Origin of the sequence: Streptomyces chisholmiae (assembly GCF_031845445.1) — a bacterium.
Classification (GTDB): Bacteria; Actinomycetota; Actinomycetes; order Streptomycetales; family Streptomycetaceae; genus Streptomyces; species Streptomyces chisholmiae.
Genome location: NZ_JAVREO010000020.1, coordinates 20,024 through 43,898 on the forward strand (window position 1 = coordinate 20,024; position 23,875 = coordinate 43,898).

Genomic DNA, 23,875 nt, shown 5'->3' on the forward strand with positions numbered 1-23,875 from the left:
GGCGTGGATGACGGGGCGCCGGGCCGACGACGGGGGACGGGGGCGCGAAGGAGATCATGTCGGGGTTCGAGGAGCTGGACGCGTCCGATCCGCCGCGCATCGGTCGCTACCACCTGCTGGCGCGGCTGGGCGCCGGCGGCATGGGGCGGGTCTACCTGGCGCGTTCGCCCGGCGGCCGGGCCGTCGCGGTGAAGGTGGTGCGGCCGGAGCTGGCCGGGGACCCGGGGTTCCGGGCCCGGTTCGCCCGGGAGGTGGCCGCGGCCCGCCGGGTCAACAGCTTCTTCACGGCCGGCGTGGTGGACTCCGACACCGACGGCGATCCGGCGTGGCTGGCCACCGCCTACGTGCCCGGGCTGTCGCTGGCCGATGCGCTGGGGCGGCACGGCCCCTGGCCGCGCGGTTCGGTGTCGGCGCTGGGTGCCGCGCTCGGCGAGGCGCTGGAGGCGATCCACGCGGCGGGCGTGGTGCACCGGGACCTGAAGCCGTCCAACGTGCTGATCGCGGCGGACGGACCGCGGCTGATCGACTTCGGCATCTCGGTCGCGGTGGAGTCGGCCAGCGCGCTGACCCAGACCGGGACGGTGGTGGGGACGCCGGGGTTCATGGCTCCCGAGCAGGTACGCGGCGAGCGGGTCGGGCCGGCGGCCGACGTCTTCGCGCTGGGCGCGGTGCTGGCCTACGCCGCGAGCGGGCAGGGCCCGTTCGGCTCCGGCCCGTCGCACGTGGTGAACTTCCGCGCGGTCTACGAGGCGCCACGGCTGGACGGACTCCCCGTCGAGCTGCGGGAGTTGGTCGCGTCGTGCCTGGCCAAGGAGGCGGAGGACCGGCCGTCGGTGCCGGTCCTGATGGAGCGGCTGGCGGGCGCGGCGGGCGCGGAGTCGGCCAGCTGGCAGGGCATCGCGGAGCCGGCGTGGCTGCCGGCGCCGCTGGCCGAGACGGTGCGCTCCCACGGGCGGCGGCCGCTGCCGGCGAAGCCGCCCACCCCACCCCCGCCGGCCGGCCCGGCAGCCACCGAGGCCGGGCCCGAGCCGCCCGCCGGCCCGACGTCCCCACCGGCCGGCGACCCCCCGGACCCGCGGGGCGCGCACCTGCCGACCGCGCCAGCGCGCCCCCTCGCGCCGCCGGTGGCCGGCCTCGGCGCGCCGCCGGCCCCGGCGGGGCCCGGCCGGCGCCGCCCGGCGCCGCTGGTCCCGCTCGGTGCGGCGCTGCTGGCCGCCCTCGTCGGCCTGGTGTACTTCCTGCTCCCCACCGACGGGGACGGGGAGAACGACCGGGCGGGCGGCGCCGGCCAGGCCGACGGCGGCGACGGGGCGAAGGGCGACGGCGGCGACGGGTCCGGCGGGAGCCAACCGGCGGACGCGGACGGCACGTTCGTCTTCGGCGCCGCCGGCCCCCCGGTCTCGCTCGATCCGTCGCTGGCCAGCGACGGCGAGTCCTTCCGGGTGGGGCGGCAGGTCTTCGAGACGCTGCTGACCCACGAGCCCGGCGGGACGGAGCTGGTCGGCGGCCTCGCCGAGACGTGGGAGGTGAACGAGGCCGGCACGGAGTGGACGTTCCACCTGCGGGACGGCGTCGTCTTCCACGACGGCACCGCGCTCACCGGCGAGGCGGTCTGCCGGAACTTCGACCGCTGGTACCACTGGTCGGGCGGCTACCAGGAGACCACGCTGTCCTACTACTGGCAGAGCGTCTTCGGCGGCTTCGCCGAGAACGAGGACACGGGCGTCCCCAACTCCACCTACGCGGGCTGCGCCGCCCCCGACGAGCTCACCGCCGTCATCGCGGTCTCCCGCCCCACGGCCGACCTGCCCGGCGGCTTCTCCCTCGCCGCGTTCGGCATCCACTCCCCCGCCTCGCTGGAGCGGATCGCCTCCCAGCGGGTCACCGGCTCGGGGGCGGACCTCACCTATCCCGAGTACAGCCAGGAACCGGGGCTGCTCGCCGGCACCGGCCCGTTCTACCCCACCGCCTGGGACCACGACGCCGGCGAGGTCGTCCTGGAGCGGTTCGACGCCTACTGGGGCGAGCCGGCCGGGGTGCGGGAGCTGGTCTTCCGCTCGATCCCCGACGAGGAGGGCCGCCGCCTGGCGCTGCTGGCCGGCGATGTCCACGGCTACGACCTGGTGGCGCCGGACGACGCGCGGACGCTGCGCGAGGACGGCTTCCAGCTGCCCACCCGCGACGTGTTCAACATCTTCTACCTCGGCTTCACCCAGGGGCGGAACCCGGCGCTGGCGGAGCCGGCGGTCCGCCGGGCCATCGCCCACGCCGTGGACCGGGAGGGCCTGGTCGAGGCCGAGCTGCCGGCGGGCAGCGTGGCCGCCACCCAGTTCGTGCCGGAGACCGTCGACGGGTACTCCCTCGACGTCCCCACCTACGGGCACGACCCGGTGACGGCTCGCGCGCTGCTCGCGGAGGCCGGCCAGGAGGACCTCACGCTGGAGTTCTGCTACCCGACCGACGTGAGCCGCCCGTACATGCCGGACCCGGAGGCGATCCACCAGCGGCTGAGCGCCGACCTCGAAGCGGTCGGCATCCGGGTCGAGTCCGTGCCCCTGGTCTGGAACCCGAGCTACCTGGAGACCGTGCTGGCCGGCGACTGCGACCTGCGGCTGATGGGCTGGACCGGCGACTACAACGACGGCTACCACTACCTCGGCCCCCTGTTCCACGGCTACTCGGCCGAGTGGGGCCTGCGGAACGAGGAGCTGTTCGCGCTGCTGGACCGGGCGGCGGCCGAGCCGGACCCGGCCGCCCGCGCCGGCCTCGCCCGGGAGATCAACGAGCTGGTCATGGAGCTGCTGCCGGGCGTGCCGATATCCAGCTCGCCGCCGACCATCGCGTTCTCCCCGGACGTCACGCCGCCGACGGTCTCCCCGCTGTCCCAGGAGCACTTCGCCGAGGTCTCCCTCACCCGGGAGGGCTGACCGCCGGCCGCGCGCCGGGGTGGCCCCCGCCGGTCAGGCGCCCAGGGTGGCGGCGTCGATGACGAAGCGGTAGCGGACGTCGGAGGCCAGGACCCGGTCCCAGGCGTCGTTGATCTGGTCGGCGCTGATGGTCTCCACCTCGGGGGCGATGCCGTGCTCGGCGCAGAAGTCGAGCATCTCCTGGGTCTCGGCGATGCCGCCGATCTTCGAGCCGGCGAACGACCGCTGGTTCTCGAAGAGCGTGAAGAGCGTGACCGGCACCGGCTCCGGCGGGGCGCCGACGTTGACGAGGGTGCCGTGCAGGGTGAGCAGCCGCAGGTAGGCGTCCAGGTCGAGCGGGGCGCTGACGGTGTTCACGATGAGGTCGAAGGTGTTCGCCAGGTCCTGGAAGGTGGCCGGGTCGCTGGTCGCGCGGTAGTCGTCGGCGCCCAGCCGCAGCCCGTCGTCGCGCTTGCGAAGGCTCTGCGAGAGGACGGTCACCTCGGCGCCCATGGCGTGGGCGAGCTGGACGGCCATGTGGCCGAGGCCGCCGAGGCCCACGACGGCGACCCGCTTGCCCGGGCCGGCCTGCCAGCGGCGCAGCGGCGAGTAGGTGGTGATCCCGGCGCACAGCAGCGGCGCCGCCTTCTCGAACGGGATGGCCTCGGGGACGCGCAGCACGAAGTGCTCGTCCACCACGATGTGCGTGGCATACCCGCCCTGGGTGACGGAGCCGTCCCGGTCGGTGCCGTTGTAGGTGTCGGTGAAGCCGGCCAGGCAGTACTGCTCGTAGCCGGCGCGGCAGTTGGCGCAGGTGCGGCAGGAGTCGACCATGCAGCCGACGCCGACCCGGTCGCCCACCCGGTGGCGGGTGACCTCGGCGCCGACCCGGGTGACGACGCCGGCGATCTCGTGGCCGACGGTGAGCGGGTACGGCACCGCGCCCCAGTCGCCGCGGACGGTGTGGATGTCGGAGTGGCAGATCCCGGCCCAGGCGATCTCGATCAGCACGTCCTTCGGGCCGACGTCCCGGCGGGTGATCACGCCGGGGGTGAGCGGGGCGGTCGCTGAGGTCGCGGTGTACGCGGGGACGAGGGTCATCAGGGTCCTTCTGGTGACGCGGGGACGACATGGCATCCCGCGCCCGCCGGCGCGCAGACGGCGCGGCGGGTGCGGAGACGTCCCCACGAAACCACCGGCCCCGAGGTCAGTGGGAGGCCCTGTCAGTGCCTCCCACCGGGCCTCCCACCGGACCTCGGTCGGCCGGCGCCCCGGCGGCGGGGTCGGCCGCGCGCTCGGCCTCCCGGGTCGCCGCCCAGCTGGCGAGCAGCGCGAACCGGTCCGCCGACTCGGTGCCGGGCGCGACGCTGTAGGTCACGATCTGCAGGCCGGGCTCGCCCGGCATCTCGAACACGTCGAACGAGACCTCGACGACACCGACCCCGGGATGCCGGAAGGACTTCACCCCGGTGCGGTGCGAGTGCACCTCATGGCCGGCCCAGTCGGCCCGGAACTGCGGGCTGCGGTCGGTGAGTTCGCCGATGAGCGCGGCGAGTTCGGCGTTCCGCGGATCGCGCCCGGCGGCCAGCCGCATGATCGCCGCCGTGGTGCGCCGAGCGAGGGGCCAGTCCACGTAGTAGTCCCGGGCGCGCGGGTCGAGGAAGACGAACCGGGCGACGTTCGGCCGCCCCCCGGTGTCGAAGTGCGGCGCGTACAGGGCGCGGCCCAGCGGGTTCGCGGCGACGATGTCCTGGGTCGCGTTGTGCACCAAGGCCGGCACGGCCAGGTGGTCGAGCACCCGCTGCACCGAGGTGCGCACCGAGCTGCCCGCGCCCTCCCTCCGGACGGGCGCCGGCGCCGTCCGGGCCAGGTCGAAGAGGTACTCGCGCTCGACGTCGTTCAGCCGCAGGGCCCGGGCGATCGCGTTGAGCACGCTCTCCGACGCGCCGCGGATGTTCCCCCGCTCCAGCCGGGTGTAGTAGTCCACGCTGACCCCGGCCAGCATCGCGACCTCCTCGCGCCGCAGGCCCGGCACCCGCCGCTCCCCGCCGAGGTCGGGCAGCCCGACCTGGCGGGGCGAGACGTGCGCGCGCCGGGCGATCAGGAACTCGCGGACCTGGTCCTTCGTGCTCATGTGATCCAGGGTAGGTCCGGGGCACGAACGCCGGCCCGCCCCCCGGGACGCACACCAGGGCGGCGGGGCGGAAGGCCCCCGAGCCCGGTGCCCTCCGCGGGCCGGGCGGCGACCTGGACGTGGTGGACGCGGCACTCGGCCCGGCCTGGGAGAAGCTGCTGGCCGGCGGCCGGGGCTGACCCCCGGCGGCCGACGTCGGGGCAGCTGGCCCGCTCCCCCGGCCCGCCGTCAGAGCCGGAACTCCCGGTCCCGGCGGCGCGGCGACCAGGCGAGCACGTAGGGGGACTCAGCGCCGGGCTCCCGGGCGCCGACGACATGGAGCTGGCTGAGCCCGAACTCGCGGGCGAAGCCGCGCACCACCCGCACGCCCAGGGCCGTGTCGACCACCGGGCAGAACAGGTTCAGCACCGTCCCGGCCAGGTCGTACCCCGTGGGCGGGCGACCGCCGACGTCGTTGCCGTCGCAGTGGCCCACGCCGCGCCAGCCGAGGTACTCGTCGAGGGCGTCCTGCCCCTCCGCGAAGAGCCGGTCGTCGTCCGGGTGCGAGAGGTCGGCCGAGTGGGTCCAGCACTGGAGCACCACCCAGCCGTGCCGGTCGGCGGGGACCCGCTGGTAGCCGTCGGCCACCGCCGCCTCGGTGAAGGTGCGGAGGAACTCGGTCGCGGTGGGGCGGTCCGGCCGGGTCCGGCTCCGCGTGGCGTGGTGGCGGTGCCGCCCCTTGGTGCCGGCCTTGCCCTCGTGCGTCCGGACGCCGCCGCGTTCGCTCCACGCCTCGCGGTAGTGGAGCACCCCGTCGTCGTCCCGGCGGTAGGTCTTGATCACGGCCATGCGGATCATCATTCCGCAGGCCCCGGTGGCCCGGCCGGGCCGGTCCGGGCCGGGAGCGCGGTATTGTCCACGCCCGGCGCTGGATTGTCGGCGGCTCGCCCTTACGCTGTGTCAGAGAAAGTCCTGATGGGGCGGAGGGATGCCGCCCCTGACGGCAAGCGCTTACTCGTTCGAGGCGCCCCCACGAGAGCCGCTCCGCCTCGCGATGCTCCACCCGCGACACCCCCGAGTCGTATCCCGGGTGAGGACGTCCACCACCGGCGTCCCCGCCCGGTCGCGACGGACCGACCGCGGACGCGGCGGGCCGTCGCCCGCCACCTCCCACCTTCTTCCGCCCCACCCGCCGCCGGCGTGCGTCGCGACCGTCGCCGGCCCGTGGGTCGGATCGCGCGCGCCCGATCAGCTCCGCCCGCACGCCACGCCACACCCCGGGGAGCGGACGCCCCGCTCCCCCATCCCGCGCATCCCGCGTCGCCCATCCCCTGATCCCGTTCCCCGCCGGACCCCCACGCCCGCTCCCGCCCGGCCCGGTCAGCGCACCGGCCGGAGGGGCGCGGCGCGGGGCCCGGGCGCCGGAACGTCCCACCCCCCGCTGTTCGAAGACGAAAGGCGAACCAAGATGAGACAACCAGTCGCCCTGCGACTCAGACTCTTCGCGGTGCTGGCCCTGATGGCCATGGTTGCCGCTTCCGCGGTGGTGTTCTCGACCTCGACGGCCTCGGCGGCGACGGGAGGTGTCACCGGCTACGCGACGCAGAACGGGGGCACCACCGGCGGCGCCGGCGGCCAGACGGTCCGCGCCACGACGGGTACTGCCATCCACGCGGCCCTCTGCGGCCGGGCCAGCAGCAGCACCCCGATCATCATCCAGGTCGAGGGCACCATCAACCACGGGAACACCAGCAAGGTGTCCGGCGGCAGCTGCAACACCGCCGACGGCGTGATCGAGCTGAAGCAGATCAGCAACGTCACCATCGTGGGCGTCGGGAACGGCGCCGTCTTCGACCAGCTGGGCATCCACATCCGTGAGTCCCGCAACATCATCATTCAGAACGTCACCGTCCGGAACGTGAAGAAGTCCGGCTCGCCCACGTCCAACGGCGGCGACGCGATCGGCATGGAGAACAACGTCCGCAACGTCTGGGTCGACCACGTCACCCTGGAGGCCTCGGGCGGCGAGTCGGAGGGCTACGACGGGCTCTTCGACCTGAAGAACAACACCCAGTACGTGACGCTCTCCTACAGCATCCTGCGCAACTCGGGCCGGGGCGGCCTGGTCGGCTCCAGCGAGTCCGACACCTCCAACGGCTACATCACGTACCACCACAACCTGTACGAGAACATCGACTCCCGCGCGCCCCTGCTGCGCGGCGGCATCGGCCACATGTACAACAACCACTACCTGAGCGTGAACGACTCGGGCATCAACTCCCGGGCCGGCGCCCGCGCCAGGGTGGACAACAACTACTTCGAGGACTCCAAGGACGTCCTGGGGACCTTCTACACCGACCAGGCCGGCTACTGGCAGGTCAACGGCAACATCTTCGACAACGTGCGCTGGTCGAGCCCGGGCGGCGACAACAACCCGGCCGGCCCGAACCCGCAGTCCAACACCTCGGTCAGCATCCCCTATTCCTTCAGCCCCGACGCCGCCAACTGCGTGCCCAGCGTGGTGCGCGACACGGCCGGCGCCAACAAGGGCAACCGGGTCTCGGACGGCAACTGCACGCCGCAGAACCCGGACCCGACCGACCCGACCGACCCCACGGACCCGACCGACCCGACGGACCCGCCGGACCCGACCGACCCGCCCACCGGCACCAACCTCAGCCTCGGGGCCGACGCCGACGGCAGCAGCAAGGCCAGCGGCACCTCCTACGGCAACGTGCGGGACGGCAACCTGAACACCTACTGGTCGCCCACCGGTTCGACCGGCGCCATCTCCATCAAGTGGTCCTCGCCGACCAACGTCTCCGCCGTCACCATCCGTGAGGCGGCCGGCGCGACCGGCGTCATCGGCAACTGGCGGCTGTTGAACGCCGACACCGGCGCCGTCCTGGCCACCGGCAACGGCGCGGGCACCATCACCTTCGCCAGCACCTCGGCCCGCAAGATCACCTTCGAGATCACCAGCGCCAGCGGCACGCCCAGGGTCGCCGAGTACGAGACCTACGCCTAGCCACCGAGCGGCCCGAACCCTTCTCCACCGGCCCGCGGGTAGCCCGCGGCGGCCACCCGCCCCCGCGAGGCCGGCGGCGCGCCGTCGCCCGCCTCCTCCCGCGACAGCTCCATGGTCCGCCGCCGCGCCAACTCGTGCTCCCTGCCCGGCAGCTGGCCGACGTGCGACATCGCGCACCCCGGGTCGCCGCGACCCGGCCCCGCGCGGCGTTCAACCGCGCGGGGCCTTGAGACGCCTCCGCTACCTCAGGGACGGGAGGTGCTCGACCGCGGAGCGAACCTCGCCGGCTCGGGCGACCGGGACGGTCACAGCGCGTGCCCGCCGGCGACCTGGAGGACCTGTCCGGTGATCCACCGTGCCTGGTGGGAGGCCAGGAACACCACCGCGTCAGCGATGTCCGCCGGCTCACCGACCCGGCCCATCGGCACGATCTCCGCCGCCTGGGCCAGCAGTCCCTCGCCTATCCAGCCGGTCTGGACAGGCCCCGGGGCGACGGCGTTCACCCGGATACCGCGGGCCGCCAGATCCAGGGCGGTGGACCTGGTGAGCGCCTCCAGCGCCCCCTTGGACGTCCCGTAGCCGGTCTGGCCGGGGAAGGCCCGTGCGGCGTCGGTGGTGATGTTGATGACGCACAGCGGGTCGTCGCCACGGCGTAGCCGTGCCACCTCGGCGGTGAGGAGCGCGGGGGCGATGGCGTTCACCCGGTAGTGCCGGTCCAACGAGCCGGGGGTCAACGTGTCGACGGTGTCCGGCGTCTCGCAGTGGGCGGCGTTGTTGACCAGGACGTTGATCGCGCCGACCCGGGCCGCCACGTCGCGCACCAGGAGGGACGGGGCCTCCGCTTCGGAGAGGTCGGCGCTGACGGCGAAGGAGCCGTTGCCGAGTTCCGCCGCGAGCCGCTCCCCCTCCTGGGCGGCGGGCGTGATGTGCGCCCACGCGGCGTCGGTCGGAGCGGGGGGATCCTGGGCGAGGTAGTGGATCGCGACGCGTGCCCCCTGGGCCGCGAAAGCGCGGCTGATCGCCGCGCCGATGTTGCCGGCACCGCCCGTTACCAGAACGTTCTGGCCGGCAAGTCGAGTATCGATCATCGTTCGTGTCTCCTCGGTGGTGGTCATGTCGTCCGGCCGCGTGCACGACGACGGTGCGCGCGCGTCCCGGGGGCGGCGGCCCACGGGCCGGAGCGGGGAAGGCGCACCACGGCCGAGACGACGGTGGCCGCGCGCGAGGAGTGCGGAGGTGGGGAAGGAACACAGGCGTCCTGGTCCGAGGCGGGGTTCATCCCACGGGGCTGCACGCCGCGCACGTGGGGACCGGCACTCTCAGGAACGCATGTGGGAAGAGTACCCAAGCCGCCGCTCCTGATCGAGTCGCTTGCCCGGGACCGGTCGCTCCGCTCGGGATCACGCGGCAGCCGGTGTGGCGCGCGAGCGCGGGTCAGCACGTCCTGCCGCGGGGCTTCAGCGGGTTGGGCGGCAGCGCCGGCGCCGCCAGGCGGGGGCCGTCGTAGCCCTCGACGGTGCCGAACCGGTCGCCGGCCAGCCAGTCCGCCCGGGCCCGGGCGATGTCCTCCCGCGTCCGCCCGACGAAGTTCCACCACATACCCCACCGTGCGGGTGTTGAGGAGGCCGACCTGCGGCTCGGCGCACCGCCGGGCCACCGTTCCCACTTTCTTGATCGAGCGATCCAGATACGTTACGGTGGAGCCATGGCGAGGACCAGGGAGTTCGACACCGAGGCGGCGGTGAGCCGCGCGATGGAGCTGTTCTGGACGCGCGGCTACGAGGCGACCTCGGTACGCGATCTGACCCAGCACCTGGGGATCGGACAGGGTTCCCTGTATGCGGCGTTCGGCGACAAGGACGGCCTGTACAGGGCCGCGCTGGAGCACTACCGCACCACCCTCGCCGCGGCCGCCCTGCGCGGCCTGGAGGAGGGGGCCGACGTCCGCGCGGCGATCCGTGCGCTCCTGACGGAGCGGATCCGCATCGCCGTCGGGCGCGGCGGCCAAGGCTGCCTGGCCGTCAACGCCGTCTGCGAGCGACTGCCTCAGGACACGGCGACCCGCCGCACCGTGCGCGACATGCAGGACGCGATCCGGGAGGCGTTGACCGAGGTGCTGCGGACCGCGATGGAGCGAGGCGAGACCGCGGCGCGGCACGCCCCGCACACGCTCGCCGCGTTCCTGGTCACCTTCCTCAACGGGCTGCTGGTCTCCTCGAAGATCACACCGGACGCCTCCGCACTCGAACCCCTCGTGGACGTCGCGCTGACCGCTCTCGACTGAGAGGTCCGCGGCCTCGGCCAGGGGTTTCCCGTACCCCGAATCCGTAACGACCGATCAAGAAAGTGGGGCGCGGCCCGCCACGAGGGCGGCGTCCCCCAGCACCGACCCGCCCAGGACAGGAAGCACCCACGTCATGATGTACGACCACACCACAACACCCCTGCGCACCGGCCGTGCCGCCGTCAACGGAACGAGTCTGCACTACCGGACGGCCGGATCCGGCCCTGGCGTGGTGCTGCTGCACGGCGTGCCCAAGACCGGCTACCACTGGCGCCACGTGGTCCCGAAGCTGACGCCCCATTACACCGTCGTCGTACCGGACCTCCGCGGCCTCGGCGACTCCGCCCGCCCCGCGGACGGCTACGACTCCGCGACGATGAGCGACGACATCGCCGAGCTGATGACCCACCTCGGACACGAGATGTACGCCGTGATCGGCGAGGACTGGGGAGCGGTGATCGGTTACCAGCTCGCCGCCCGCCACCGCGACCACGTCAACGCTCTCGTGTTCGCCGAGGCCCTGTTCCCCGGCTTCGGCTTCGAGGACCACACCGCACTCACCCCCGAGAACGTCGCGAGCGGCCTGCATCTGTGGCATCTGGGCTTCTACTTCCAGCCGGACGTACCCGAGATGCTCATCGCCGGGCACGAACGTGAGCTGATCACCTACATGATCAAGTCCGAGCGCAGCCGCCCCGACACCGCCACCCCCGACGCGCTCGACGAATACGTGCGCTGCTACTCCATGCCCGGCGGCATCCGCGCGATGCTCTCGATATACCGGGCGATGCTCGTCGACGCCGAGCAGAACCGGCGGGCCGCACGGAAGAAGCTGGACATCCCGGTGCTGGCGCTCGGTGGTTCGGCCTTCATCGGCGACCGCAACGAGTCCCAGATGCGGCTCATGGCCCACGACGTCACCGGGCACGTCTTCGACGCCGGACACGACCTCGCCGAGGAAGTACCCGACGAGATGGCCGACGTCCTCCTGCCGTTCCTGGCTGCCAACGCGTAGACGGCTCAGGTCGCGCTGCCGGCCGTCCGACGCGGACGGGCCGAGTCGGCCCGGTCCCCAGAAGGCCGGCGGCTGCGGCCCCCGCCGCAACCGCGCACGGAGTCGGGGGCGAGAGCAGCCCCGTGAAGACCTCGACCAGCTCACGACGCTGACGGCGACCCCCTGCAGAATTCACCCGACGCGCCACCACGCCGAGGGTCACGAGACAGCCTCCAGGGCTCGCAGATCATCAACATGTCGTCCTGCTCTTGCTGTCGCGGTCGTTACTCAGGGCGGTGACCCGGGCTCGGAGCGTGGCCGGGACGGGGCGTTGGCTGGTCACCGGTGAGACGCTGATGCCGTGCACGTCGAGCAGTCTCCTGATCTTCGGCGGGGTGCGGTGCATGGCTGTGCGACTGCTGTCGAAGAGCACGGCGCGGGGTTCCGCGGCCAGGTTGACGCGCGGGGGCACCACGGTGGCCAGGACCTGGTCGGGGAACGCGAGCCGGGGTGGGCGACCGCGTCCGGTATCCCCGTCCGGCGCCGGGACCGCTCGCGGACGGTCTGGGCCACCGGGCGCGCAGAGGCCCCGAAGGCCGGCGGAGCGGCGGGCGGCCGCCCTCAGGCCGGCAGGAGAATGCGCGGGTCAGCGCGCTCGCCCTCGTGGTTTCAAGGGAGTCGGGGGCATAGCGGGGGCGGCCAGGCGCGCCCCGTCGTAGCCCGTCACCTCACCGAACCGGGAGCCCGTCATCCAGTCCTCACGCGCCCGCTCGATATCTTCCGTGGTTCGCCCGACGAAGTTCCACCACATGACGAGCTGTTCCTCGAAGGGCAGGCCGCCCAGGAGGAGGACGGCGGCGGCGTGGTCGGCGCGGACCGGGAGTCCGGTGCGGCCCTCGCCGAGGTAGAGGAGGGCGCCGGGGGTGAGGCGGACGCCGGCCACCTCGGACTCGCCGGAGATGGTCAACACCGCGTACTCGAAGTCCGGTTCGAGCGGCAGCCGGGCGTCGGTGCCGGCGGCCAGGGTGAGGTCGGCGCCGACCAGCGGGGTGTAGGTGGTGCCCGGCGAGGTGGCGCCGTCCAGGGTGCCCAGGATCACCGTGGCGGAGAGCCCCCCGCCGCCGGTCACCCGGGGCAGTTCGGCGTGGTACTCGAAGGCCGGGGCGATCTGGCGGTGTGCGTCCGGCAGCGCGACCCAGAGCTGGGCGCCGTGCAGGATCGGGGCGTTCCGGTGCGGGCGCGGCGACTCCTCGGAGTGCGCGATGGCCCGGCCCGCGGTCATCAGGCCAAGCTCGCGCGGCCGGACCGTGCGCAGCGAGCCGAGGCTGTCCCGGTGCAGCACCTCGCCGGCGTGCAGCCAGCTGACCGTCTGGAGCCCGATGTGCGGGTGCGGCGGGACCCGCATCCCCGGCTCGTCGGCGATGTCGTCCGGTCCGTAGTGGTCGACGAAGCACCAGGCGCCGACCATCCGGCGGCCCAGGGTGGGCAGCAGCCGGCGCACCAGGGTGGACTCACCGAGGGGGACCTCGCGCCCCCGCTGGAGTTCCCGCACCGGCCCGGTGTGGTGGGCCGCGCCGCAGAGGGTCGGGGCGGGCCGCTGGTCGAGGTTGCTCATGGGGCGATCCTGCCGCAGGCCGACCGATCATTTTCGGTCAGCCGCGCGCCCATTCGCCTTGCTCCTCGCGGTACACCAGCGCCTCGGCCGAGCCCCCGCCGCTGGTGCGGAACGGCGCGCCGTGGTCGTCCACCCGGAGGGTGCCGCGCTCGGTGCCGCTGCTCCACTCCAGCTCCAGGTACCAGTCGCAGTCGCAGGCGGCGGCGGTCGCCTCGATCCGCAGCGCCAGCGGCTCGTCCGCGGTGACCGCGAACGGCGTGCGGGGCGCGACCAGTTCGCGTTCGCTCATGGCGTCGTAGCCGTCCACCGGGCGGAGCTGGGGCCGCTCCGCGTCGAGCCCGACCTGGTAGGCGGCCGGGGTGAGCGCGCCGCCGCAGCCCACCGACATGTCGAAGGCGTCCCAGGTCAGCGGCGCGCGCCGGGCCACGACGCGGACGTGCAGCGCCTCGACCACCACGGACTCGGCGCCGGTCGCCCGCACGGTCGCCTCCACGATGGTGGAGTCGCCGTGCACCGCGTCGAGCGCGGCCGACCACTCCTCGGCGTCCTGGGCCACCGGCGGGGGCGGCACCGTCGCCGGGTCCGCGTCGACCAGGTAGCGGTGGTCGCAACCACCGGCCCAGACGTGCGAGCGTGCGGTGAACTCCAGCGGGGTCGGCACCGTGGCTGGCGCCACCTCCCCGCCGGCCGCCGGGTCCCCGGGCGGCCGGTGGTCACCGGCCGCGGCGGGGCGGTCGCCGGCCGACGGCTCCGCCCGGTCGAACCAGTCGGCACGGGCCACGCCGTAGCCGCCCGCGCCGAGCGCCAGCAGCAGCGCGGCCACCAGCGGCAACCGGCGCCGCCACCGGCGCCGGCCAGCCGGGACGGGGCCGGGCCCGGCCGGGGCGGGTCCGGGCTCGGGGGCGGGCGTGGCGGATGCTGTCGCCGGGACGGGCTCCGCCGGGGCAGCGGGGGCAGCGGAGGCAACGGGCTCGGCAGGGGCAGCGGGCGATGTCGCCGGGACGGGCTCCGCCGGGGCGGCGGAGGCGAGCGCGGCCAGGTCCTGGGCCCCGTCCGGCGCCGGGCGGGGCTCGCCCCGGCCGGCCGCGCGGCCCCTGGCGCTGTCCGCCAACAGCCAGAGCCGGTGCAGCTCCAGCAGCTCCGCCGGCTCCGCGCCGCACGCCCGGGCCAGCCGTTCGACCGCCGGGTAGTCGGCCGGGACGACCGCGCCCGAGCAGTAGCGGTGCAGCGTGGAGGTGCTGGTGTGCAGCCGTCTGGCCAGGCTGCCGAAGCTCTGCCCGGAGCGTTCCTTGAGCGCGCGCAGGCGCGCGGCCAGGGCGTCCGCCGGCTGGTTCTCCATGTCTCAAGCTCCCCGTTCACCCCGTGGGCCCCGCCGACCGCGGTTGCCCGCCCGGCGCCGGCCCGCGGCGCCGGGCGCGCCGGAACAGCCCGGCGCCGGCGTCCCGTTCGGCGTCCCGGCCGGCGTTCCAGGGTGTCACGTTCTTCGACGTCAGAGCGGCCGTGGGCGTTCCACCGTCCCAGATGGCGGCGCCGCGCTTGCCGGGCCGGCCGGGCGGCTCCCAGGCTTCCGGTGGGGGCACCGACCGGGCCGGCGTGCCGACCGGTCCCACCACCGCGGGACGCCGGCCCGCCGCTGCCCCTGGCACACCCGTACGAGCACACCCATGACACACACCCATGACAGAGAACGGATGAGGGGGATGACGATGCGGCACACCCGAAGCACCACGCGTGGTCTGGCGGTCGCCCTGGGGGCGGCGCTCGGCGCCGGCACGCTGTTGACGTCCACGCTGGCCGGCGCGGCCACCGCCCAGCAGCCGGCCGCCGCCGACCGGGGAGCGCCGGCGGCGGCCGCCGCCGAGGACTTCGTCACCGGCGACGAGCTGCCGGCGCACCCGGACGGCTGGTACAGCCAGGGGCCGGTCGACGGGCTGCCCGAGGTGCCGGTGTTCTGTTACGACACACTGCTGCCGGCGGCCGGCGCGAGCCATGTGGCGCACTGGACGGAGCTGGACGCCACCGCCACCCAGGTGGTGCTGGAGCTGGACTCGGAGAGCGCGGCGGCCGACCTGGCGGCGGTGCTGGACGAGGCCAGCACCCGCTGCGCCGGCGACTGGCTGGCGGCGAACCCGGGGGCCACCGCTTCCTGGGACGAGCTGGGCGAGGTGCCCGGCGCGGACTACAGCCGGGTCTTCGGCGTGTACACCGCGCCCGAGGAGGCCGGGCACGACGTGAACCTGTTCGCCGTCCTGCGGGACGGCAGTACGGTCACGGTGGTTCGGTGGGGTCAGATGGGCACACTGTCACAGGCACCCGTGACGGAGTTCCTCGACACCGCGGAGGCGGCGTTCGCCCGGATCAGCGACTGACGGACGGCTGGCCGGGGCGACCCGGCGTCCGCCGCCGCGGCACGGCTGGCCCGGCTCCCGACGTTCGGCGTCGGGAGCCGGGCCCAGCCATGCCGTGGCGGTGTTCTCATGCACACGTTTACAACTGCCGATTGTGACGTTTCATCAGGGCAGCACCCGGCAATCGCACCCCTGCCGAAGCGAGTTGGCTGAAAGCGCAAGATCCTTCCATGCAAGCGATTGCATTACCTCCCCCGTCGGCAGTACGTTCGGCTCATCGCCGTGATCGGAGGGTTATGGCCGCGAGCATCATGGATGTCGCCCGGCGCGCGGAGGTCTCGACGGCCACCGTCTCCCGCGCCCTGCGTGGACTGCCGAACGTGTCGGCGGCGACCCGGGAGCGGGTGCTGCGCGCCGCCGAGGAGCTGTCGTACTCGGTCTCCCCGCACGCCTCCTCGCTGGCCTCGGGCCGGACGGGGACGGTCGGCGTGGTGGTGCCGTTCGTCAACCGCTGGTTCTACAGCCAGGTGCTGGCCGGCATCGACTCCGTGCTCCGCGCCCACGACCTCGATCTGCTGCTCTACAACCTCGGCGACGAGCGCGTGCACGAGCGGTTCTTCAGCCGGATGCCGCTGCGCCGCAGGGTGGACGCCCTGATCGTGCTCAACCTTCCGCTGTCCGGCGCCGAGAGCGAGGCGCTGGTGTCGTTGGAGGTGCCGATCGCCGTGCTCGGCACCCGCGTTCCGGGCTGTTGGCACGTCTCCATCGACAACGCGGAGAGCGCGAGCACCGCCGTCCGCCACCTGATCAACCTGGGGCACCGGAGGATCGGTATGATCACCGCCGCCCCCGGAGATCCCCGGGGCTTCACCACCCCGATCGTCCGCCAGCACGCCTACCGCACGGTGCTGGCGCAGGCCGGGATTCCCTACGACCCGGATCTCGAAGTGCCGGGCCATCTGAGTATCGACAAGGGCGCGTCAGCGATGGCACAGCTGCTGAGCCTGCCGCGGCCACCGACGGCGGTCTTCGCGGAGTCGGACCAGATGGCCTTCGGGGCCCTGCGCACGCTGGGCCGCATGGGGCTGCGCGCCCCCCAAGATGTCTCGGTCATCGGGTTTGACGACCACGAGACGGCCGAGCTGCTCGATCTCACCACGATCGCGCAACCCGTGACGCACCAGGGGGAGTTGCTCGCCCGCCAGATACTGGACGCACTGTCCGGCGGCAGCGAGGAGCCCTCCCAGGTGGTGGTACCGACCCGGCTGGTCGTCCGGGGCACCACCGGCGCGGCCCGGGAACATCCGTCCAGATATCACTCCACACCTCGGCCGGGACCTGAACCGGACCAGCACAGCCGCACAACCGCGCGGTGAGCCGCCGCCGACCGCGCATCTCCCAGGGTCAACTCGCAAGAGGAATGGAAGATACGTGCCCCGCACCCGCATTGACCAGAAGTCGGCCGCGCCCTGGTGGCGAGACGCCGTCATCTATCAGGTCTACATCAGAAGCTTCGCCGACGGGAACGGCGACGGGATCGGCGACCTCGCCGGTCTCCGGGCCCGTCTGCCCTACCTCAAGGAACTGGGGGTGGACGCGCTGTGGATCAACCCCTGGTATCCGTCCCCGATGGCCGACGGCGGCTATGACGTCGCCGACTACCGGAACATCGACCCGGTCTTCGGCACCCTCGCCGAGGGCGAGGAGCTGATCGCCGAGGCGCACACCTTCGGGATGCGCGTGGTGCTCGACCTCGTCCCCAACCACACCTCCGACCAGCATCGTTGGTTCACCGAGGCGGTGGCGGCGGCGGCCGGCTCGCCCGAGCGGGACCGCTATGTCTTCCGGGACGGCCGGGGCGAGGACGGCGGCGAGCCGCCCAACGACTGGCGCAGCCGGTTCGGCGGCCCGGCCTGGACCCGGGTCACCGAGCCGGACGGCACCCCTGGCCAGTGGTACCTGCACCTGTTCGCCGCGTCCCAGCCCGACCTGAACTGGTCAAGCCGGGAGGTGCGGGACGAGTTCGAGTCGATCCTGCGCTTCTGGTTCGACCGGGGCGTGGACGGCTTCCGGATCGACGTGGCGCACGGCCTGGCCAAGGACCCGGCGCTGCCCGACCTCGGCATCCCGGCCGACGCGCTCTTCGAGCACGAGCGGCACCGCGCGGAGCACCCGCACTGGGACCAGGACGAGGTGCACGAGATCTACCAGTCCTGGCGCAAGATCGCCGACTCCTACGCGGGCGACCGGCTCTTCGTCGCCGAGGCGCACGTCCGGGACGACCGGCTGGTCAACTACCTGCGCCAGGACGAGCTGCACACGGCGTTCAACTTCGGCTACCTGAAGGCCGCCTGGGAGCCGACCGCGATGCGGGAGGTGATCGAGCGCGCGGTGACCACGCTGGCCACCGTGGACGCGCCGCCGACCTGGGTGCTCTCCAACCACGACGTGCCCCGGCACGTCACCCGCTACGGCCGGGAGGACACCCAGACCCACGAGCACGACGCGGCGGCCGGCCCCGCCGACCTGGCGCTCGGCACCCGCCGGGCCCGGGCCGCGGCCCTGCTGACGCTGGCCCTGCCGGGCAGCGCCTACCTGTACCAGGGCGAGGAGTTGGGCCTGTGGGAGGTGGAGGACCTGCCGGTCGAGGTGCTGGCCGACCCCACCTGGGAGCGTTCGGCGCACACGGTGCGCGGCCGGGACGGCTGCCGGGTGCCGCTGCCCTGGTCGGGGCTCGACGAGCCGTTCGGCTTCGGGCCCCGGGGCACCGAGCCGTGGCTGCCGCAGCCGGCCGAGTGGAAGAGCCTGACGGCGCAGTCGCAGTCGGGGATTCCCTGGTCGATGCTGGAGCTGTACCGCTCGGCGCTGCGGCTGCGGCGGGAGCAGCCGGGCTTCGACAGCGGCACGCTGCGGTGGTTGGAGACCACCCAGAAGGGGGTGCTGGCCTTCGAGCGGTCGCCGGTGCTGCGGTGCGCGGTGAACTTCTCCGGCGAGCCGTTCCCGCTGCCGAAGAACTGGGGCGTGCTGCTGGCCAGTGAGCGGATCACCGGGGGGCAGTTGCCGCCGGACACCACGGTCTGGCTCTGGGGCGGCGGCTCGGGCCGGTTCTGACCGGGGCCGTGACCCGGGTTGTTCGAGGCCGGTCGCGTGCGATCGGCCCCGACCGGAGAACGCCGAGAAAGCCGGCCGGATCTCAGCGGTGGTGCCACTGGATCTGGCCGGTTCCGATCAGTGGAACCGCCCCGTCCGTTCGGGGCGGACCGCCGGGCCAGCGCCCCGGCGGCCGGCCCCCGGCCGGGGTCAGTCGGTGGCGTAGGCCGCGCGGACCGCGTCCCGGGCCGCGGCGACGGCCGCCTCCTGGTCGAGCCCCAGCCTCTTCACCCGGCGGGCGAAGGCCTCGGCCGCCGCCGCCGCTTCCCGGGCGGCGGCGGCCCTGGCCGGGGCGACGAAGGTGCCCTGCCGGCCCCTGGTCTCCACCACGCCGTCCGCCTCCAGGGTGCGGTAGGCCTTGGCCACGGTGTTGACGGCGACCCCCAACTCGGCGGCCAGCGCCCGCACGGTGGGCAGCCGGTACCCGACCGGCAGCGTGCCGCCTCTGGCCTGCTCGGCCACCTGGAGGCACAGCTGCTCGTAGGGCGGCACGGAGGAGTCGGGGTCGATACGCGCTGTCATCCCGTTCATCGGCCCGATTCTGCCGCACCGCGCCCCGCTCCGGCCGAAGCGGGGCGGAGCGGGGCGGGGCGGAGCGGGGCGGGGACGCCGGAACCGCGGGGCGGGTGGGCCGGTCAGCTTCCGGGGACGGGCCCGAAGGTCTGGAAGGCGGTGGCACGCGGGACGCGGAACACCTCCCGGTCGGCCACCGCGTTCAGGATCAGGGCGCTGCGGTAGGCGCCGATGCCCAGGTCGGGCGCGGCGGCCCCGTGCGTGTGCAGTTCGGCGTTCTGCACGAAGAGCCCGCCGGTCACCTCGGGCACGGTGGCCACCCGGTGCCCCTCGGACACGTCGTACCGGCCCTGCTCGTCCCAGGCGATGAGCTTCTCCACCGGGGCCAGGCAGTCCGGGCGGCGGGCGGCGTAGCCGGTGGCGGCGATCACCGCGCCGGTCTCCCTGGCGCCCTCCTGCTCCGTGTCCGCGTGCCAGGTGGTGAGCCGGACCCCGCCGTCCGCGGTGGCCGCGGCGTCGCGCACGCCGGTCGCCGGCAGCAGCGTCACCGGTGGTCGGTCGCCGTCCAGCAGGTGGTCGTACAGCTCCTGGTGGATCAGGTCGATGGTCTCGGTGTCGATGCCCTTGTAGAGCTGCCACTGGGAGGCGATCAGCCGGTCCCTGGTGGCCGGCGGCAGGGCGTTGAAGTACCGCATGTAGGCGGGGGTGGTGTACTCCAGGACCAGCTTGGAGTAGTCCAGCGGGGCGAAGCCCCAGGACCGGGTGAGCCAGCTGACCGCCCAACCGGCCTGCCGCTGCCGGCGCAGCAGGTCGAGGAAGACCTCGCCGCCGGACTGTCCTGAGCCGACCACGGTGACCTCCCGGACGCCCGCCTCGGCGAGGGCGTCGATCCGGCGCAGGTAGTCGCCGGAGTGGAGGACCCGGTCGCCGGCCAGCCGGCGCAGCGGCTCGGGGAGCACCGGCTCGGTGCCCACGCCCAGCACCAGGTGCCGGGCCGTCCGGTGCCGGACGGCTCCGGTGGCCACCTCGACGAGGGTCAGCCGCCAGCGCTCGGCGTCCGCGTCCCAGGCCACCTCGGTCACGTCGGTGCCGAAGTGGCAGCCGGGCAGCCGGGCGGCGGCCCAGGCGCAGTAGTCGGTGTACTCGCGGCGCGGCACGTGGAAGCGCTCGGCGATGTAGAACGGGTACATCCGGTCGTGCTCGGCCAGGTAGTTGAGGAACGACCAGCGGCTGGTGGGGCGGACCAGCGAGACCAGGTCGGCCAGGAAGCTCACCTGGAGCGAGGCCCAGTCGAACATCAGGCCGGGGTGCCAGTCGTAGGCCGGCCGGCGGTCGAAGGCGGCGAAGCGCAGCTCGGGCACCTCGTCGGCGAGCGCCGCGAGGGCGAGGTTGAACGGGCCGATGCCCACCGCCGCCAGGTCGAGTTCCGGCTCGGTCACGGTTGTTCCTCCGTTTCCACGGCGCGGCCGGCCGCCTCGACGGCGGTCAGCAGCTCCTGGATGTCGTCCCGCGTGGCCCGCGGGTTGAGCAGGGTGAGTTTGAGCCGGACGCGGCCGGTCGCCCGGTCGCCGGCCGGGTCGTCGGTGCGGCCTATCAGCGCGCGGCCCTGCCGGAGCAGCCGGCGGCGCAGGGCGCCGTTGACGGCGTCGGCGCGGTCCCGGTTGGCCTCGTCCGGCAGGTACCGGAAGACGACGGTGGTGAGCACCGGGTCGGCGGCCAGCTCCAGCCGGGGGTTGGCCCCGATCACCTCGGCGGCGTGCCGGGCCAGGTCGTGGCAGCTCTCCAGCAGGGCGCCGACGCCGCGTTGGCCGAGCGCCAGGAAGGTGGCGACCACCTTGAGAGCGTCGGCCCTGCGGGTGGTGGCCAGCGAGTGCCCGAGCAGTCCGTCGTAGCCTTCGGCGCCGTCGTCGTCGGGGTTGAGGTAGGCGACCCGCAGCCCGGTGCTGGCGGTGAGGTCGGTGCCCTCCCGGACCAGCAGCACGGAGGCGGCGGCCGGCTGCCAGGCGGTCTTGTGCAGGTCGAGGGTGATGGAGTCGGCGACCTCGATGCCGGCCAGCAGGGGGCGCAGCCGGTCGGAGAAGAGCGCGCCGCCGCCGTAGGCCGCGTCCACGTGCAGCCGCACGCCGTGCCGGCGGGTCACGGCGGCCAGCTCGGGCAGCGGGTCGACGGAGCCGTAGTCGGTGGTGCCGGCGGTGGCGACCACCGCGATCGGCAGCTCGTCGGCCGCCCGTTCGGCGAGCGCCACCTCCAGCGCCTCGGCGGTCATCCGGCGGCTCGCGTCGGCCGGCACCGGGCGCACCGCGTGCTCGCCCAGGCCCAGCACCGCGCACGCCCTGGCCACCGAGAAGTGCGCCAACTCGGAGCAGTAGACGACGGGTTGGACGGGTGCTCCGACCAGCCCGGCAGCCCTGACGTCGCGACGGGCGCGCAGCGCGGCGTCCCGGGCAATCAGCAGCGCCTGGAGGTTGGAGGCGGTGCCGCCGGGGGTGAGGACCCCGTCGGCGCGCGGTCCGTAGCCGGCCCGCGCGGTGAGCGCGCGCACCAGCCGGCTCTCCAGCTCGACCGCGTAGGGGCCGCTGTCCCAGGTGTCGACCGAGGCGTTGAAGGCGGCGGCGAGCACCTCGGCGGCGGCGGCCACGCCCAGCGCGGGCGGCTGGAGGTGGGCGGCGGCCCTGGGGTCGGCGAGGTCGACGGTGTGGGTGGCGTAGGCCCGGGCCAGGGCGAGGACCGCGTCCTGGCCGGCGCCCTCCCTGGGCAACGGGCCCTCGGGGAGCTGGGCGTCCACCACGTGGGACAGCTCACCCGGGGTCAACGGCGGCAGCGGACCGTTTCTGCGGCGCAGGGCCTTGGCGGCCTCGCTGGTCAACTCGCCTACCAGGCGGCCGACCTCGACGATCCCCTCGGGGTCGGCGGCCAACGGGCCGGCCGTCGGGAGTGGGTGGGTGGGTGCGGGCGCGGGGGGCGCGTGGCCGGACATGCTCATGGGTCGGTGACGTCCCTTGGTCTCAGGTGCCGCGACGGTCGGGTGTGGGGTGCTGGTCGGCTGAGCAACCACCCGGCGGGGTGGCATAGAACGGCGGTGCCTAGGGCCGCCGTTGGGGAATGACCCCGGCTGGACGACGACCCCGGACAACTTAAGTTAGGCACACCTAAGTTTTCAACTGAGCCTCGACCGTGCACGCTCCGTGAACCCTCCCGCGGCCGTGCGGCGTAGGCTCGACGGCGGGGCTGACCACGGGGTGAGAAGTGGAGAGGAACGGGCGATGGACCGCGACGCGATACACGAGGTCACCACGGAGGCGGAGCTGACCGAGCTGGTCGGCGTGCCGCTGCCGCACACCAGGGACAAGGTGCGCCGGTCGCTGCACCAGCTGGACCGGGAGTGGCTGGCGCACTCGCCGCTCTGCCTGGTCGCCACCGCGGACGCCGAGGGCAACTGCGACGTCTCCCCCAAGGGCGACCCGGCCGGGCTGGCCCTGGTGTTGGACGACCACACCATCGCCATCCCCGAGCGGCCGGGCAACCGGCGGATGGACGGCTTCCACAACATCCTGCGCAACCCCCGGGTGGGGCTGCTCTTCCTGCTGCCGGGCCGGGGCGACACGCTGCGGATCAACGGGCGCGCCCGGATCGTCCGTCAGGCCCCGTTCCTGGACCGGATGGTGGTGCGCGGCAACCGGCCGAGGCTGGCGCTGCTGGTGGAGATCGAGGAGGTCTTCCACCACTGCCCCAAGGCGTTCATGCGCTCCCGCGCCTGGGAGCCGGAGAGCTGGCGGCCGGACGCGGTGCCGACCAAGGCCCGGCTCGCCCAGGCGCTGGAGCGGCCGAACGATTCGCTTGAGGTGCTGGAGGAGTACTACGGCCCGAGCTATGCCGAGCGGCTCTACCAGGGCTGACCTTCGGCCGCCCCCGGCCGGTCGGGGACGGCCGACGGTGCGCCGGGGTCAGGAGACCAGGTGGCGGCAGTCGGTGGGCTCCGCGTTGGCCGGGTCGAGCGCGTTGAGGGTCTCGTGGAAGGCCATCCGGTCGGTGAGGCCGATGGTCGCGTGCTCCGAGACGTTCAGCGGGCAGAGGTCCTGGAGCAGCACGTTGGTGACGCCCGGCTCGTCGATGAACTGACTCCGGTACGGGGTGACCACCTGGTCGTAGCGGGTGGCGATCACGGTGTAGTCGACGCCGGGGACGGTGTAGCCGTCCGCGTTCAGCTCGGTGAGGAAGTCGGAGCCGACCACCTGCTGGAGCAGGGCGGGCGCGAGGCCGTCGATGGCGTCGGCCAGACCGGGGACGAGGTCGAGCAGCCGGGTCAGCCCGAGCAGGGTGGTGCCGTTGGTGCTGGGCGCGATGGCGATCAGGGCGTTGACCCGGTCGGCCGCGTCCGGGTGGTGCTTGAGGTAGTGGCGGGGCAACAGGCCGCCCTGCGAGTGGCCGACGATGTCCACCTCGGCGGCGCCGGTCTCGGCGAGCACCTCGTCGACGAAGACCGCCAGCTGGTCGGCGGACTCCTCGATGGGGCCGAGCCCGTGCAGGAACGGGACGCCGGGCAGCTGGCCGTGGTCGAGCGAGTAGACGCAGTACCCGCGGTCCACCAGGTAGGGCGCCAGGCCCAGCCAGTTCACCGTGGCGTTGGCGCCGGTGCCGTGCACCAGCACCACCGGGCGGGGGTGCGCGGAGACGCAGTCGGTCTCGTTCCAGCCGCCGCCGGCGGCGGTCGGGGTGGCGGGGGCGGCCGCGGCGGCGGCCGGCAGGGCGAGCAGGGGCACGGCCAACAGGCCGGCCAGCAGGGCGGACAGGGTGCGGCGCGGGGGGTTCCGGAACGGCATGCGGGTCTCCTCACCCGAGGACCTCGGTGTGGCTCGCGTCACAACGGGCGAGCCCTGCCGCCAAGTTACGGGCGGGTAACCGGACCGCCCACACCGCCGACGGT

At 74.0% G+C, this 23,875-nt stretch carries 19 protein-coding genes and 2 pseudogenes; 8 read left to right on the forward strand and 13 right to left on the reverse strand.

All coding sequences use genetic code 11. The features are described 5' to 3' along the window. The first annotated feature begins 56 nt into the window (after nt 1–56). Nucleotides 57–2,927, forward strand: coding sequence for an ABC transporter substrate-binding protein (locus RM844_RS26335; protein WP_311669892.1), 2,871 nt, complete (start codon nt 57–59; stop codon nt 2,925–2,927). A gap of 33 nt (nt 2,928–2,960) precedes the next feature. Here RM844_RS26335 and RM844_RS26340 read toward each other — a convergent pair whose 3' ends face one another. From RM844_RS26340 to RM844_RS26350, 3 genes are all read right to left on the reverse strand, one after another. Beyond that, on the reverse strand, nt 2,961–4,007 hold the full coding sequence (locus RM844_RS26340; RefSeq protein WP_311669893.1) for an NAD(P)-dependent alcohol dehydrogenase: 1,047 nt from the start codon (nt 4,005–4,007) through the stop codon (nt 2,961–2,963). 106 nt (nt 4,008–4,113) lie between these two features. After that, a complete protein-coding gene (locus tag RM844_RS26345; protein WP_311669894.1) occupies nt 4,114–5,040 on the reverse strand; it encodes a helix-turn-helix domain-containing protein in 927 nt (308 codons plus the stop codon). Between the two features lie 228 nt (nt 5,041–5,268). Further along, complete coding sequence (locus RM844_RS26350) at nt 5,269–5,868, reverse strand: hypothetical protein (protein WP_311669895.1); 600 nt, start codon at nt 5,866–5,868, stop codon at nt 5,269–5,271. 619 nt (nt 5,869–6,487) lie between these two features. Between RM844_RS26350 and RM844_RS26355 the strand changes: the two genes are divergently transcribed. Beyond that, on the forward strand, nt 6,488–8,047 hold the full coding sequence (locus RM844_RS26355) for a pectate lyase family protein (RefSeq protein ID WP_311669896.1): 1,560 nt from the start codon (nt 6,488–6,490) through the stop codon (nt 8,045–8,047). Here RM844_RS26355 and RM844_RS26360 read toward each other — a convergent pair. From RM844_RS26360 to RM844_RS26370, 3 genes and pseudogenes are all read right to left on the reverse strand, one after another. Continuing rightward, entirely contained in the window at nt 8,044–8,217 is a 174-nt protein-coding gene (locus RM844_RS26360) for a DUF6191 domain-containing protein (protein ID WP_311669897.1), read from the reverse strand. The two genes, RM844_RS26355 and RM844_RS26360, sit on opposite strands and share 4 nt — an antisense overlap. A gap of 135 nt (nt 8,218–8,352) precedes the next feature. Further along, nucleotides 8,353–9,135, reverse strand: a complete 783-nt coding sequence (locus tag RM844_RS26365) for an SDR family NAD(P)-dependent oxidoreductase (RefSeq protein ID WP_311669898.1) — start codon at nt 9,133–9,135, stop codon at nt 8,353–8,355. A gap of 346 nt (nt 9,136–9,481) precedes the next feature. Continuing rightward, nucleotides 9,482–9,646, reverse strand: a pseudogene (locus tag RM844_RS26370) (pirin family protein); the annotation flags it as partial. 106 nt (nt 9,647–9,752) lie between these two features. Here RM844_RS26370 and RM844_RS26375 point away from each other — a divergent pair. Together RM844_RS26375 and RM844_RS26380 are read left to right on the forward strand one after the other, a co-directional pair. After that, a complete protein-coding gene (locus tag RM844_RS26375) occupies nt 9,753–10,331 on the forward strand; it encodes a TetR/AcrR family transcriptional regulator (protein ID WP_311669899.1) in 579 nt (192 codons plus the stop codon). A 133-nt stretch (nt 10,332–10,464) separates the two neighbouring features. Further along, nucleotides 10,465–11,346, forward strand: a complete 882-nt coding sequence (locus tag RM844_RS26380) for an alpha/beta fold hydrolase (RefSeq protein ID WP_311669900.1) — start codon at nt 10,465–10,467, stop codon at nt 11,344–11,346. A 229-nt stretch (nt 11,347–11,575) separates the two neighbouring features. On the opposite strand, the pseudogene RM844_RS26385 reads toward RM844_RS26380, so the two are convergent. The 3 genes and pseudogenes from RM844_RS26385 to RM844_RS26395 form a co-directional block, all read right to left on the reverse strand. Beyond that, nucleotides 11,576–11,869 (reverse strand): annotated as a pseudogene (locus RM844_RS26385) (ISAzo13 family transposase); the annotation flags it as partial. Nucleotides 11,870–11,971: 102 nt separating this feature from the next. Beyond that, nucleotides 11,972–12,940 (reverse strand): pirin family protein, encoded by a 969-nt coding sequence (locus tag RM844_RS26390; RefSeq protein ID WP_311669901.1) that lies wholly within the window; start codon nt 12,938–12,940, stop codon nt 11,972–11,974. A 37-nt stretch (nt 12,941–12,977) separates the two neighbouring features. Next, complete coding sequence (locus RM844_RS26395; protein ID WP_311669902.1) at nt 12,978–14,279, reverse strand: helix-turn-helix domain-containing protein; 1,302 nt, start codon at nt 14,277–14,279, stop codon at nt 12,978–12,980. A 367-nt stretch (nt 14,280–14,646) separates the two neighbouring features. On the opposite strand from RM844_RS26395, the gene RM844_RS26400 reads away from it, so the two are divergent. The 3 genes from RM844_RS26400 (at nt 14,647) to RM844_RS26410 (ending at nt 18,399) form a co-directional block, all read left to right on the forward strand. Then, the gene (locus RM844_RS26400) at nt 14,647–15,309 is read left to right on the forward strand and encodes a hypothetical protein (protein ID WP_311669903.1); all 663 of its coding nucleotides are present in this window, start codon (nt 14,647–14,649) and stop codon (nt 15,307–15,309) included. Nucleotides 15,310–15,584: 275 nt separating this feature from the next. Then, entirely contained in the window at nt 15,585–16,664 is a 1,080-nt protein-coding gene (locus tag RM844_RS26405) for a LacI family DNA-binding transcriptional regulator (RefSeq protein ID WP_311669904.1), read from the forward strand. Nucleotides 16,665–16,719: 55 nt separating this feature from the next. Further along, nucleotides 16,720–18,399, forward strand: coding sequence for a glycoside hydrolase family 13 protein (locus RM844_RS26410; protein ID WP_311669905.1), 1,680 nt, complete (start codon nt 16,720–16,722; stop codon nt 18,397–18,399). 189 nt (nt 18,400–18,588) lie between these two features. On the opposite strand, the gene RM844_RS26415 is transcribed toward RM844_RS26410, so the two are convergent. The 3 genes from RM844_RS26415 to RM844_RS26425 form a co-directional block, all read right to left on the reverse strand. After that, nucleotides 18,589–18,960 carry a GntR family transcriptional regulator gene (locus tag RM844_RS26415; RefSeq protein ID WP_311669967.1) on the reverse strand — a complete coding sequence of 124 codons (372 nt, stop codon included), beginning with the start codon at nt 18,958–18,960 and terminating at the stop codon, nt 18,589–18,591. A 113-nt stretch (nt 18,961–19,073) separates the two neighbouring features. Further along, nucleotides 19,074–20,390 carry a lysine N(6)-hydroxylase/L-ornithine N(5)-oxygenase family protein gene (locus RM844_RS26420; protein ID WP_311669906.1) on the reverse strand — a complete coding sequence of 439 codons (1,317 nt, stop codon included), beginning with the start codon at nt 20,388–20,390 and terminating at the stop codon, nt 19,074–19,076. After that, entirely contained in the window at nt 20,387–21,934 is a 1,548-nt protein-coding gene (locus RM844_RS26425; RefSeq protein WP_311669907.1) for a pyridoxal phosphate-dependent decarboxylase family protein, read from the reverse strand. The genes RM844_RS26420 and RM844_RS26425 overlap by 4 nt, the downstream gene beginning before the upstream one ends. A gap of 280 nt (nt 21,935–22,214) precedes the next feature. Between RM844_RS26425 and RM844_RS26430 the strand changes: the two genes are divergently transcribed. Continuing rightward, entirely contained in the window at nt 22,215–22,847 is a 633-nt protein-coding gene (locus RM844_RS26430; protein WP_311669908.1) for a pyridoxamine 5'-phosphate oxidase family protein, read from the forward strand. A gap of 48 nt (nt 22,848–22,895) precedes the next feature. Here RM844_RS26430 and RM844_RS26435 read toward each other — a convergent pair whose 3' ends face one another. After that, on the reverse strand, nt 22,896–23,771 hold the full coding sequence (locus RM844_RS26435) for an esterase/lipase family protein (protein ID WP_311669909.1): 876 nt from the start codon (nt 23,769–23,771) through the stop codon (nt 22,896–22,898). Nucleotides 23,772–23,875 lie beyond the last annotated feature (104 nt).

Coding starts and splice junctions, on each gene's coding strand:
- RM844_RS26380 (WP_311669900.1), top strand. CDS start 10,465: ATGATGTACGACCACACCACAACACCCCTGCGCACCGGCCGTGCCGCC.
- RM844_RS26335 (WP_311669892.1), top strand. CDS start 57: ATGTCGGGGTTCGAGGAGCTGGACGCGTCCGATCCGCCGCGCATCGGT.
- RM844_RS26340 (WP_311669893.1), bottom strand. CDS start 4,007: ATGACCCTCGTCCCCGCGTACACCGCGACCTCAGCGACCGCCCCGCTC.
- RM844_RS26405 (WP_311669904.1), top strand. CDS start 15,585: ATGGCCGCGAGCATCATGGATGTCGCCCGGCGCGCGGAGGTCTCGACG.
- RM844_RS26360 (WP_311669897.1), bottom strand. CDS start 8,217: ATGTCGCACGTCGGCCAGCTGCCGGGCAGGGAGCACGAGTTGGCGCGG.
- RM844_RS26350 (WP_311669895.1), bottom strand. CDS start 5,868: ATGGCCGTGATCAAGACCTACCGCCGGGACGACGACGGGGTGCTCCAC.
- RM844_RS26415 (WP_311669967.1), bottom strand. CDS start 18,960: ATGACAGCGCGTATCGACCCCGACTCCTCCGTGCCGCCCTACGAGCAG.
- RM844_RS26375 (WP_311669899.1), top strand. CDS start 9,753: ATGGCGAGGACCAGGGAGTTCGACACCGAGGCGGCGGTGAGCCGCGCG.
- RM844_RS26400 (WP_311669903.1), top strand. CDS start 14,647: ATGCGGCACACCCGAAGCACCACGCGTGGTCTGGCGGTCGCCCTGGGG.
- RM844_RS26355 (WP_311669896.1), top strand. CDS start 6,488: ATGAGACAACCAGTCGCCCTGCGACTCAGACTCTTCGCGGTGCTGGCC.
- RM844_RS26345 (WP_311669894.1), bottom strand. CDS start 5,040: ATGAGCACGAAGGACCAGGTCCGCGAGTTCCTGATCGCCCGGCGCGCG.
- RM844_RS26390 (WP_311669901.1), bottom strand. CDS start 12,940: ATGAGCAACCTCGACCAGCGGCCCGCCCCGACCCTCTGCGGCGCGGCC.
- RM844_RS26430 (WP_311669908.1), top strand. CDS start 22,215: ATGGACCGCGACGCGATACACGAGGTCACCACGGAGGCGGAGCTGACC.
- RM844_RS26365 (WP_311669898.1), bottom strand. CDS start 9,135: ATGATCGATACTCGACTTGCCGGCCAGAACGTTCTGGTAACGGGCGGT.
- RM844_RS26435 (WP_311669909.1), bottom strand. CDS start 23,771: ATGCCGTTCCGGAACCCCCCGCGCCGCACCCTGTCCGCCCTGCTGGCC.
- RM844_RS26425 (WP_311669907.1), bottom strand. CDS start 21,934: ATGAGCATGTCCGGCCACGCGCCCCCCGCGCCCGCACCCACCCACCCA.
- RM844_RS26395 (WP_311669902.1), bottom strand. CDS start 14,279: ATGGAGAACCAGCCGGCGGACGCCCTGGCCGCGCGCCTGCGCGCGCTC.